The sequence below is a fragment of the Parabacteroides faecalis genome, assembly GCF_022809355.1.
Taxonomy (GTDB): Bacteria; Bacteroidota; Bacteroidia; order Bacteroidales; family Tannerellaceae; genus Parabacteroides; species Parabacteroides faecalis.
In genome coordinates this window covers 77,633-89,562 of sequence record NZ_JAKZMM010000009.1, presented here as the reverse complement: position 1 = coordinate 89,562, position 11,930 = coordinate 77,633, and the positions used below count along the sequence as shown (strand labels likewise).

The 11,930-nt window shown below is 43.6% G+C and carries 13 protein-coding genes; 4 read left to right on the top strand and 9 right to left on the bottom strand.

Features of this window, described 5'->3' with window-relative positions; translation table 11 throughout:
• Positions 1-567: 567 nt before the first annotated feature.
• The 5 genes from MUN53_RS05240 to MUN53_RS05220 form a co-directional block, all read right to left on the bottom strand.
• Entirely contained in the window at positions 568-1,053 is a 486-nt protein-coding gene (locus MUN53_RS05240) for a PD-(D/E)XK nuclease family transposase (protein WP_243323713.1), read from the bottom strand.
• A gap of 643 nt (positions 1,054-1,696) precedes the next feature.
• Positions 1,697-1,891: a hypothetical protein gene (locus tag MUN53_RS05235; RefSeq protein ID WP_243323712.1), complete on the bottom strand. Its 195-nt coding sequence runs from the start codon at positions 1,889-1,891 to the stop codon at positions 1,697-1,699.
• A 30-nt stretch (positions 1,892-1,921) separates the two neighbouring features.
• A complete protein-coding gene (locus MUN53_RS05230) occupies positions 1,922-2,212 on the bottom strand; it encodes a hypothetical protein (protein ID WP_243323711.1) in 291 nt (96 codons plus the stop codon).
• Positions 2,213-2,232: 20 nt separating this feature from the next.
• A complete protein-coding gene (locus MUN53_RS05225; RefSeq protein ID WP_243323709.1) occupies positions 2,233-2,685 on the bottom strand; it encodes an Rpn family recombination-promoting nuclease/putative transposase in 453 nt (150 codons plus the stop codon).
• Positions 2,686-2,718: 33 nt separating this feature from the next.
• Positions 2,719-4,452: a T9SS type A sorting domain-containing protein gene (locus MUN53_RS05220; protein ID WP_243323708.1), complete on the bottom strand. Its 1,734-nt coding sequence runs from the start codon at positions 4,450-4,452 to the stop codon at positions 2,719-2,721.
• Between the two features lie 93 nt (positions 4,453-4,545).
• Here MUN53_RS05220 and hflX point away from each other — a divergent pair, with 93 nt between their 5' ends.
• The 4 genes from hflX to MUN53_RS05200 all read left to right on the top strand — a co-directional run bounded on the left by hflX (position 4,546) and on the right by MUN53_RS05200 (position 8,101).
• Entirely contained in the window at positions 4,546-5,757 is a 1,212-nt protein-coding gene (gene hflX / locus MUN53_RS05215; RefSeq protein ID WP_243323707.1) for a GTPase HflX, read from the top strand.
• A gap of 45 nt (positions 5,758-5,802) precedes the next feature.
• Complete coding sequence (locus MUN53_RS05210; RefSeq protein WP_243323706.1) at positions 5,803-6,375, top strand: DUF4254 domain-containing protein; 573 nt, start codon at positions 5,803-5,805, stop codon at positions 6,373-6,375.
• 6 nt (positions 6,376-6,381) lie between these two features.
• The gene (locus MUN53_RS05205) at positions 6,382-7,242 is read left to right on the top strand and encodes a hypothetical protein (protein ID WP_243323705.1); all 861 of its coding nucleotides are present in this window, start codon (positions 6,382-6,384) and stop codon (positions 7,240-7,242) included.
• A gap of 79 nt (positions 7,243-7,321) precedes the next feature.
• A complete protein-coding gene (locus tag MUN53_RS05200) occupies positions 7,322-8,101 on the top strand; it encodes a porin family protein (protein WP_243323704.1) in 780 nt (259 codons plus the stop codon).
• 67 nt (positions 8,102-8,168) lie between these two features.
• Here MUN53_RS05200 and MUN53_RS05195 read toward each other — a convergent pair whose 3' ends face one another.
• From MUN53_RS05195 to MUN53_RS05180, 4 genes are all read right to left on the bottom strand, one after another.
• Positions 8,169-8,603, bottom strand: coding sequence for a rhodanese-like domain-containing protein (locus tag MUN53_RS05195; protein WP_243323703.1), 435 nt, complete (start codon positions 8,601-8,603; stop codon positions 8,169-8,171).
• A gap of 72 nt (positions 8,604-8,675) precedes the next feature.
• Complete coding sequence (locus tag MUN53_RS05190) at positions 8,676-9,239, bottom strand: NUDIX hydrolase (protein WP_243323702.1); 564 nt, start codon at positions 9,237-9,239, stop codon at positions 8,676-8,678.
• A 126-nt stretch (positions 9,240-9,365) separates the two neighbouring features.
• Positions 9,366-10,820: an aminoacyl-histidine dipeptidase gene (locus MUN53_RS05185; RefSeq protein WP_243323701.1), complete on the bottom strand. Its 1,455-nt coding sequence runs from the start codon at positions 10,818-10,820 to the stop codon at positions 9,366-9,368.
• 11 nt (positions 10,821-10,831) lie between these two features.
• Positions 10,832-11,845 (bottom strand): lysylphosphatidylglycerol synthase transmembrane domain-containing protein, encoded by a 1,014-nt coding sequence (locus tag MUN53_RS05180; protein ID WP_243323700.1) that lies wholly within the window; start codon positions 11,843-11,845, stop codon positions 10,832-10,834.
• Between the last annotated feature and the right edge of the window lie 85 nt (positions 11,846-11,930).

Sequence of the window (11,930 nt, the reverse complement as noted above, 5' to 3'; positions counted from 1 at the left end):
ATAAAATAGAGTTTAAATTTCCAACAACTAATTTTACGAAGGGTCCAACAACCCCCGCGAATCATTATGAACGAGCATAAAAAAACGCGGGCTAGTTGTCTATTATCAAACTGAAGGCATCTGGAAATCGCCTATGTACCGATAATAAAACAATAGCCCGCGCTTATACGATATAATACAGTCTGTCCATCTAAGATGGCAAACACATTTTTATATACGTAGTCAGCGCAAGCATTTACTGTCTATTATTCCGGTACATGTAAAAATTTTCCAGATTTTTCAGTTTGGAATAATCTTCGTAAAATGCTTACATCATATGTATGAAACCGCACTCTGCGAACCGCTGTTCGCTACGGAATCACTGCAAAGATAAAGAGGTTTTCTGAATCAACAAGAAAAAACTTGCATTATTTTCCAAAATATATGGATTATAGGACGAAACAAGGTTGTTTCATGTATGTAATCCCCATTTTCTTGAATAAACCTCTATAACAGTAATCTCTATCAAGAGATAGAAGTCATATCTCATTGGAGGCGCAGCACGCTGCACCTCTACTCACATTCCTTTTATAAATTCTCGATTTCCTCGTCAGATAAACCCGTACATAATTTAATTTGCTCAAAAGAAATACCGTTCTGTTTCATCAGGCGGGCGGTTATTAATATACCTTCTGCTCTTCCTTCTGCTCGGCCTTTTTCCAAGCCTCGCTTTTCACCGATTTGGATTCCTTCTCTCCTTGCCGTCGTAACAACATTCTCATTATCCCGGTATATTTTCAAGGCAGCCTCGTATTCTGCCCGTTCCTTCTTGTTCATATTGGCGATGCGTGCCAATTCCTCCAAGCGAACAAACAACGCTTTCTGACCTTTGAATGATAAATGTTCCAACTGTTCCATATGTTTTAAATTATATAACCAGTAATCCAAGGGCGTCTCGCATTCGGCCTCTGTCTTGTTGAATAAGGGGAATTCGATGAAGATTTCCCGAAAGATTTTCTTCAAAACAAGCCTTGCGACAGTAGAGGCGCAGCGTGCTGCGCCTCCAGCAGTCATTGTATCCGATAAGTGACGGAAAAATATAGAACAACATTGTATTAACCCGATATTAAAAAGATTTGTTCCTCCATTTTTCCGCCATTATTTCCTATCCAGTTAGCCGGAGGCGCAGCACGCTACGCCTCTACTATCTTCCTTTCAATCCACAAACGGATTGATAAATACACTCTTTTTCATAGAAAAGGTTCTTAAAATGTTTTGTCCCAATAGCAGGATATGCAAATTTAGGAATAAATAAAAAATGAGCAAGTAAAAGCAAGAATTCATTGTCACAAAACACCCGATTTCAAGTATCACTCAAAAGCCGGCGTAAATTGATAAATTCCCGGCGTGTTTTGATAAAAAGGTAGGCATGAAATAATGAAAACATAGGCATGAATTTTGGAAAAGATACCGACCTTTTTCTGCATCGTAAACAAGAGGCATCAACAACCTTCGTTGGATTAATTTCCGAATCTCGTTTATATCCGACAAGATTTTCTACCTTATTATATAATATACCCCCTATCCGATTTTCTTTTACACCCTTCACACACGCCCCTATTTAGCTCATATTCTGCCATTTCCTGTGAAGGGTGTGAAGACACCTCCTTTACACCAGCTGGAGGCGCAGCACGCTGCACCTCTACTCATATTCCTTTTATAAATTCTCGATTTCTTCGTTAGATAAGCCAGTACCCAATTTCATTTGTTCAAAAGAAAAACCATTCTGTTTCATCAGATGGGCAACTTCCAATAAGCCTTCCTTCCGGCCTTCCATTCGACCTTTCTTCAAGCCTCTTTCTTCTCCAATCAGGATTCCTTCTTCTCTTGCCGAAGTAACAGCGTAGTTCATTACATTTTCATTGTCCCGATATACCTTGAGTCAGGCTTCATATTCAGCACGTTCTTTTTTGTTGGCATCAACTATCTTCTCCAATTCGTTCAGCCTTGCCAAAAGTTTGTTTTGTCCTTCAAATAATTCCTCATCCTTTTTCGGTTCAAACAAAGGATCTTTGAGCCGCCTCAAATAAAGCGCATGCGAATAACAATCACGAAATATATCCCAACCTCGTTCAAATTCTTTTCGCTCCTTTTCATTACTCATGACAATCGGCTCCAACTCCTTAAGCCGAGCCCGGAGTTTACTTTGTCCTGCAAATTCTATTTTCTTCATAAGTGTAACAAATAGATATATTACAAATTCCGTATTTCCTCGTCAGACAGACACGTAACCAATTTAATTTGTTCAAAAGAAAAGCCATTTTGTTTCATCAGATGGGCAGCTTCTAATAGACCTTCTACCCGACCTTCCATTCGGCCTTTCTTCAAGCCTTTTTCTTCTCCAATCAGGATTCCTTCCTCCCTTGCCAAAGCAGCAGCATATTCCATTACTTTCTTATTGTCATGATATGCTTTCAGGCTGGCTTCATACTCAGCCCGTTCATCCTTGCTCAGGTTGTCTATACGCGCCACCTCCTCCAAACGGGTAAACACCGTGTTCTGTTCTTGTTCCGACTGTTCCATATTCCTCAAATTATATAGCCAATAATACAATGATTTCTTACACTCCGATTCGCTCTTATTAAATTTCGCCTTTCTTACCTTGTGAAGTGATCGTGCGACAAAGATAATACAATGCCCGTTCATAAAAATAATCCTGACGGGCATTTTATATAACAGTTATCGCTTTATTTTGACTGTCTCTGTTTGTGTACCGGAAATAATCCGCAGGAAATACATTCCGGCTGACTGAGGTAATGCATATTCACCTTCTCCTTCCAGCAGTCTCATCCGTTTTACCTCCTTTCCAAGCACAGTATATACAATCAATTCTCCTGTCTGGGAGTTCTGTATGTGGATCTTCCCAGCCCGGATGGTATATTGAATTTTACAAGAAGGTTTTATTGCCTGGGTTATCGACGGACTTCCGGGTTCTTTTCCCTGATAAGGAAGCGCCGCATGCTGCAAGATCACTGAAGAAGCCGTATCTTCCTTTCTCTGAAAGAGTAATTCTGTATCCTGAACGGCTTTGACAAAAAAGGCTGATCCTGTAGGAATCGCGTAATCACTGTCAATCGGATAGGCTTCATAATCCTGTCCATTATATAAATAAACATAACCATCCAAATCCGGGTTGGGAAGGATTTCCTGTAAGGACACAGCCGAAGGATAAGGATTTCCACAGAGAATCCATCCATTATTTGCCTCGTCACCGCCTTGCAACGTGTTCGCCTCTAAAGGGACGGATAGGGTTTCCCGAAAAGTCTGGGAGTTATTTGCTGGAGAAGAAAAAGACAAGGTTTGGATATCGGCGGTTTCATCGATAGCCATCAGATATCCTTTTCCCTTTTCCAAAAGGATATCTTCCGGAGAGAAAGCATCCGCAGACAGGACCGTCCAATTCCCATCCGAACGATTATCCTCTGCCCTTCTTCTGCCATCGTAGGTCTGAATATAAAGAATATTATTAACCGGTTCGGTTGTCACGGTTGAGGCATCACCCAATTGGAACCGGCTATCAATTCCTGCCAAAGAAACATCATGCGGGAAAGAGACAAAATACCATTTCCCCTTTTCTGCAAAGGTGTGTAAGGTAGTCATTTGCCGGGTATGCAGCACTCCTTCGGGTTGTATCCGAATCTCTTTCTGATTATTAATCAGATGCAAACATTCGGCTGCCTGGTTGATCTGGACATCTGCATCGATCAACGCGACTCGACGGAGACTCGTATAATCATGCGACCATAAAGAATGATCATGCCAGGTACCTGATTGCTGTAATAAAGAATATTGTTCTATGTTTCCTACCAGGAATAAACTGTCTATGCAGTAATAACCATCACTTGCCGAAGTCGGTTTTGTAACTTTGATTTGAAGTCGGTAGGGAGCAGACCTTCTACCTCTGTAAAAACATTGTCTGCCAGCATATACTTCCCTGAAATACCGGGAGCAGTCATTGCTGATCACCGTGTAGGGATGAGCATCAACTTCCGTATTTCCCGAATAGAAGTAGGTTGTAAAATAGATATCTTCTTCTTTGTTGACATGCTGGAATGCAAAAGGAATATGTATTTCAGCCATTTTCAATGCCGGATAGATCAAGGTATCAATCGTCAATGTACTTCCGGGATAAAGCCGAATCGCCCGACTGTCGGATGCTCCTTGGATGCCTTCTTCCCGTGGATAAAAGAAATCATACTGGCCGGAAACCATATAGTTAATGGAAAGCGGATTGTCTGAATCAAAACTCTGATATAATACGGTATCTCTGATAATCAGATTTTTCTGCGGATCTTGCACCAGCGATTTCCATTGAAGAGGAGAAAGCCACTCGGATTGTGCGATCATCGGGCTGTTGAAAACCCATTGCACGATAGCTATCAAAATAGCTTGAAAAGGAATATTCTTTTTCATAGTCAATTGATTTTAGTTGTATCATTTGGTGATACCTGATTTATAATTCGCCCTAAAGATAAAGAAAATAATTGAAATGATTATCTTTGTGGCATGAAAGAATTTATCATTAGCGAAGCACAATCAGAAAAAGCCGTTCTGGTAGGATTGATTACACCGCAGCAGAACGAACAGAAGGTAAAGGAATACCTGGATGAACTGGCATTCCTGGCCGATACAGCCGGAGTAGAAGCCGTCAAATGTTTTTATCAGAAACTGGACGGACCGAATTCCGTTACATTCGTTGGTACAGGGAAACTACAGGAAATCAAAGAGTATGTGGTTGAGAATGAAATCGGAACTGTCATATTCGATGATGAGCTTTCTGCCAAGCAGCTCCGAAATATCGAAAAGGAATTGCAGGTGAAGATTCTGGACCGTACCAACCTGATTCTGGATATCTTTGCCCGCCGTGCGCAGACTGCCCATGCCAAAACGCAGGTAGAATTAGCCCAATACCGGTATATGTTACCCCGACTCACCCGTTTGTGGACTCACTTGGAACGTCAGCGCGGAGGTGTTGGTATGCGTGGTCCGGGTGAAACTCAGCTGGAAACAGATAAACGTTTGATTCTAGATAAAATATCCCGGTTGAAGAAGGAACTGGTGGATATCGACAAGCAGAAGAGTGTCCAGCGAAAGAATCGCGGGAAGATGGTGCGTGTCGCGTTGGTGGGTTATACCAACGTCGGAAAATCGACTTTGATGAATCTGTTGAGCAAGAGTGATGTCTTTGCCGAAAACAAACTCTTTGCCACACTGGATACCACCGTACGGAAAGTCATCATTGAGAACCTGCCGTTTTTGCTTTCAGATACCGTCGGGTTTATCCGTAAGTTGCCCACCGAACTGGTAGAATCGTTTAAATCAACCTTGGATGAGGTTCGGGAAGCCGACTTGCTGGTTCATGTGGTAGATATCTCACACCCGACATTCGAAGAGCAGATTGAAGTTGTCAACAAAACACTGGCTGAAATAGATGACCGGGAAAAGCCGATGATCATGGTCTTCAACAAAGTGGATGCTTTCACTTTTGTCCCGAAAGATGAAGATGACTTGACTCCGAGAAAACGGGAGAACATCGATCTGGATGAACTGAAACGTACCTGGATGGCGAAGATGCAGGATAATTGTATCTTTATCTCTGCGAAAGAGAAAACAAATATCGAGGAATTAAAAGCTCTGCTGTATGAACGGGTGAAACAGATTCACATTACCCGTTTCCCGTACAACGACTTCCTTTTCCAACAGTACGAGGAAGAATAAACAGTGAAGGTAAATTCTTCTATTTTTCAAGTTTAAATGGCGCATATGAGTTTCAGCGAATCTTGTTATCGAATCTTTGAACAGGCCACCGAGGCTTATCATACAACAGATAATATCAATGCCACGGTGCATAACCCGTATCCGGTCAATAGCTTTGAATTCTATTTGTATCTGAAGCATTGGGTAGACGCGGTTCAGTGGCATTTGCTGAATATCATTCACCAACCGGATCAGGAAGCGGGGAAAGTACTGGAGGTCGTCAGTCGCATCGAGAAGATGAATCAAGAGCGTGTGGACCTGGTAGAACTGATCGACAGCTTGCTGCAAGACCGGTATAAAGGGGTAAAGCCTTTGCCGCAGGCAACGTTGAATACCGAAAGTCCAGCATGGGCCATCGACCGCTTGTCCATCTTGGAATTGAAGATTTACCATACCCGGAAGGAAACGGAGCGGACCGATGCTTCGGATGTTTACCTCGCCCGCTTCCGGAAGAAGCTGGAAATTCTGGAAGAACAGCGAAAAGATTTGTCAACTGCCATTGATCAGTTGTTGCTGGATATCCGGCAAGGCAAAAAACACTTGAAAGTGTATAAACAAATGAAATTATATCGCCCCTGAATCAAAATGAAAACAAATAGGAAATGGTGGGGCCTCATCGTGGCCCTTTTCTGTAGTATATCGGTCTTACAGGCCGAAGAATGGTGGGAAAAACGGGAATTTCTTACCTATTCACCCCGTTATTTTGGTCCGAATGCCTTTCCTTTCCCCGAATTGATGGGCGGGAAACTGCCTTCACGCTGGGAGGTGGAAGTCAGAGGCGAATATCATACCATGCCGGGAGATCAGACACAGGATGTCTTTGCCCGCGTTTATATCCCGATTGCGAAAGGAAAAGCCGGTATCATGGCGAACTGGACCATCGCCGAATGGTACAAGACGTCGGAAGCAGTGCGTGACGAGCGTTCGGCTGTCGAAACCGAACCAGCCATTCCCTGTCATGGTGATATTGTGCTGAATTTCTTCTACCAAGTTCTCCGGAATGAGAAATGGGCCGATATCAGTGTGAGTGCCAACTTAAAGACAGCCAGCGGAAACCGTCTGTGTGATGCCCGTTATACGGATGCCGCCTCTTATTGGTTTGATGTCAATATTGGACGTGACCTCTGGAAGAATCCGGCATACAATTCGTTTGTCCGCATCGAAGGCTTGGCAGGGTTTTATTGTTGGATGACCAATCTGGACGATAACCGCCAGAACGACGCCGTATGTTATGGTGGGGCTGTCAGTGGTGCCTGGAAGAATCTTTCAGCCCGTTGTGATCTGGTGGGTTTCCGCGGATACTTGAATAACGGCGACCGTCCGTTGCTTCTTCGCACAAAACTGGAATACGAGATCAAGAAGAATATCATCTCTTTCCGGTATCGCCACGGTTTACACGATTTCCTATACGACTCTTATTCGCTGGCTTATATCCGGTGTTTTTGACTTTCCTTCTTTCCTAGAATAGGGGTTTTCCGGTATTTCTTGTCTTAGGGATAAAAGAGAACTTTAAAAGACAAGAAATATGAAAAAGAGTTGGATGATTGGAGTGATGTTATTGGGTGCTTTAACAGCCCAAGCACAATGGAAAATTACCCCGGAAGCGGGCTTTAACGTAACGAAATATACAAACTCACCGGCCAAGATAGGATATAAAGTCGGAGCTGCCGTAAGTTACGATTTCAGGGAAAGCGGATTTGCCTTGCAAAGCGGATTATATTATGTGCAGAGAGGAAATGGAAGTTATGATTATGCGTCCATGTATGGAAAAAGCATCGATGAGAATGGGAATGAAATTTCAATGTATTATTCTATCGACAAGGATAGAACTTATACATATTCCTATCCTGAAGAAGGATATTATGCTGGCTATGCTGAAAACAGCCTTGTAAATTCAGGACAACCAATAGATTGGCAAGAAGTGACTTTTGTCCATAAGAATGCCTCCCGATATGGATTCGTACAACTACCAGTCTTGGCCCGTTATACCTGGACTGTCAAACCGAACATCCGGATTCATGTGGCTTTAGGTCCTTATATAGCCATTGGAGTAAACGGAAAGAAGTCTTTGCACGCAAAAATATTTGATCTGAAAAAATCTTCCGAATCAATATATGAGAATAAATCTAATCCCTTTGACTACGGGAATCGCTTCGACTGGGGCGTAGCTGCTGAAACCGGAGTGGAAATCAACCGTTTCTCTGCCAAGTTCAGTTATGATATGGGATTAAGCGATGATTACGGACGGAACAATATAGGTATTGAATATCACACAGCCAGTTTTACGATAGGTTATTCTTTCTAAGTAGAAAATGAGTGTCTAGTCCTAAACAGAGATCTGATCGTTTTAGGACTAGACAAATCATCAGCTTTTATTGTTCGTTCCAATAGCGGAGCCAGCCGTCATATCCATCTTGCAGGTTGTACACCATAAAACCCTTTGCCAGCAATTGCTTCGCTGCGATCCGGCTACGGACACCACCTTTACAATAAACTGCTACCGGCTTGCTTTTATCCAATAGAGAATCGGCCAACGCCAGGAATGAATCTTTCTTGACATCTATATTCTGCGCTGAAGCGATATGGCCTTTGGCATATTCTTCGGCACTTCGTACATCTACCAGTTGTGCTCCGGGATAAGCTGCCAAGCATTGATTGAATGCTGCAGCTGTATAGGTCGTAAAATTCGGATCTTTATCCAAAACTTGTAACGAGTCGGGAATAACGACCGACGAAGCAGCCTTGTTTTGTCCGCTAGCCATGCCGGCAGTATACAGCAAAGTCAATATCATTAGAAACTGTTTCATATCTATCTTTCGTTTAATCAAATTATAAATCCACACCATCGGTTTGCCTGTTGCCCTTATTAACACACCTGCTTATAAACTCAGGAACATATATTTCCATAATGCAGCTGCATGCAGAGACTGACGAATCTGATCCGTACGCAACAAATCGAGTACTTCTTCCCGCGTAAGCAAATGAATAGAAAGGTCTTCTGTGGCTTCCTGATGCGGAGCGGAAATCGGTTCGACATCCGTTGCCAGGAAGGTATAAGTCAGATTATTCATCGTACTGGGATTGGCAGACATAACCATAAACGGCGACCAATGGCCATTTCCGTAACCGGTCTCTTCCCATAATTCACGGCGGGCCGACTCCAGCGGAGAAGCATCTTCCTTGTCGCAGACACCGGCACACAATTCATAACGAACTTCTTCTATCCCATGGCGATACTGGCGGACGAAGATAAACTTCTGGTCTTTGGTAATGGCTATCGTATTGACCCAGTTCGGATATTCCAGGATGTAATAGTTCGGGATAATATTTCCGTTAGGTAATTGTACCCGGTCTTTCCGGGCTGTCAGCCAGGCATCCCGATAGAGATAAGTCCGGTCCAACACCTTCCACAATCGGCTTTTCTCTTTATAATCTTGTTCCATACACCACTGCTATTGTAAAAATTCGACAGCTTAAAAAAGGATCGATAAAAGACAAGAGTTCCGTTTTCAAATCAAATGAGTTTTGAAAACGAAACTCCCGAGTATTGAATTAAAGACAAAGCCTTTTTAGATCCGTTCCAAGACATGCTTGATCAGTTCCCAGGTATGTGCTACAGACTGAATGCTCACCCGTTCGTCCGGAGAGTGCGGATGTTCCAGATCCGGACCAATAGAGATCATGTCCATTTCCGGATAAGCTCCTTGGATAATACCACATTCCAGACCGGCGTGCATCACCTTCACAGCTGCTTCCTTTCCGAATAAGTCGAAGTAGGTTTGTTTCATCAAATCCAGAATCGGCGAATGGATATTGGGTTGCCAACCGTTATAGCCGTTGGTTTCTTCCACCTTGGCTCCTGCCAGGGCAAAGATACTTTCCAGACTGGAGCAGAGAGCTTCTTTCCGGCTTTCTGAAGAGCTTCTTACCAACAGTTTGACTTCGATCAGTTCGTTAGACGATTTGACAATGGCCAGGTTGGACGAAGATTCAACTGTTCCCGGGAAATCATGCAACATGGTGATCACCCCATTCTGACATCCTTCAATGGCATTGATCAGGTCGTCCTGTATTTCTTCCGGGATCAATGTCGCCGGCAGATCCGTCATCTCTGCCGTAAAGCGGATATTCTCTTCGATTCCGGCAAACTCTTCCTGATACATTTCCTGATAATCGGATACCAATTCCCACAAAGCCTCCACATTATCACCCGGAATGGTCACAATCGCAACCGCTTCGCGTGGAATGGCATTCCGCAAATTACCGCCTTCGATAGAAGACAGACGAGCGCCATAATCGCAAACCGCTTCTTTCAGGAAACGGAACATCAGCTTATTGGCATTGGCTCTGCCCAAGTGGATATCCACGCCCGAATGTCCGCCTTTCAATCCCGACAGATGCAGACGAACAGCCACATCACCTTCAGGAATATACGTATCTTCTTTGAACTGGAAAGAGATATTCATATCGGCACCGCCGGCACATCCCACAAACAGTTCACCTTCTTTTTCCGAATCACAATTCAACAGGATATCCCCTTTCAGGAAACCCGGTTTCAGACCGAATGCACCGACCATGCCTTCCTCTTCATCCACGGTAAAGAGAGCTTCCACCGGTCCGTGCTTCAACGAATTATCCGCCAGCACAGCCATCGCCAACGAAGCCCCGATCCCATTATCGGCACCCAAGGTTGTTTCACGGGCCTTAACCCAGTCACCGTCAATCCAGGCATCAATCGGATCTGTCAGGAAATTATGGCTGACCGATGAGTTTTTCTGCGGAACCATATCCAAATGAGCCTGCAAAGTAACCGTCTTCCGATCTTCCATTCCCGGAGTAGCCGGTTTACGGATCAGCACATTGCCTACTTTATCCTGCAAAGTCTCAAGACCCAACTGCTTTCCAAAAGCTACGATATGACGGCTTACTGCCTCAACATGCCCTGTCGGGCGAGGAATCTGGGTGAGCTCATAAAAATAACCCCACACCTGTTTGGGGGATAGTTCCTTAATCTCTGCTGACATAATGTTATTAGTTAGTTAGTTGTTAAGTTGTCGGATTCATGGTTCTTATTTGTGAGCGGCAAAGCAACAACGCCTACCAGACCACAAATACCGGTCCAGGCCGTTTGTACCGTATGTACCACCAAGGCAAAAGCGGCAGCGTCGTTTTCATTGACACCGAAGCAGACCAGCGTGGATATAACCATGAAATGCCACGGACCAATTCCACCCTGCACCGGCACTGCTACACCGATACTGCTCATCGTGAAGGCTATCAAACCTACCGATATGCCCAGATCGCGTGTGAAATCAAACGCATAAAAGGTGATATAGAAATAGAAGAAATAACCAACCCAGATCAACAAGGTCTGTATCAGAAACAATCCTTTGCGTTTCATGACCCAAACGCTCCGGATACCTGTCCAGATATTCTTCAAAACTCCTTTCGCCTTTTGGACCAGCGTAAAGTTACTCAAATATTTGAATACAAACCAAACGGCAAAGACAATAATTACCAAAAAAGCATAAATCCAGATCGAATGGAACATCGACTGGAAACCCACGATCAAATCCGGATTACGACGGAAGAAACTGATGAAAAACTCGATGTTGAAGATAAAGATTGACAAGGTGATCAATCCAACCATGATGGTATCACTCACCCGGTCGATCAGAAGTGTACCCAGTAACTTCGGGAAAGAGATTTTCTCATACTTCGTGATCATACCGCAACGCCATACTTCGCCGACACGCGGAAGAACCAGATTGACGGCATAATTTCCCAATACGGCATAAACAACATTGCTCATCCTGAACTTTTCGTCAAGAGAATGGATCAACAATCCCCAGCGAAACCCGCGGACCGTATTGGCAAACAGCCCGAACAACAGGGAAAAAAGAATGATCCGGTAATCAACCCCTGTCTTGATGACTTGCCAGATCTCTGATATATCCATGTTCCGATACAGGAACCAAAGTAACAAACAACCCAGCAAAAGCGGGAGAAACACCTTAATTATCGTGTGAAATGTGCTTTTTAGATTCATCAGACACTTCTATTCGTTAAATTATTTGTACTTTTGTATCAGGCAAAGATAAGCAATTTTTAATATAAACCCATTACACCTCGAA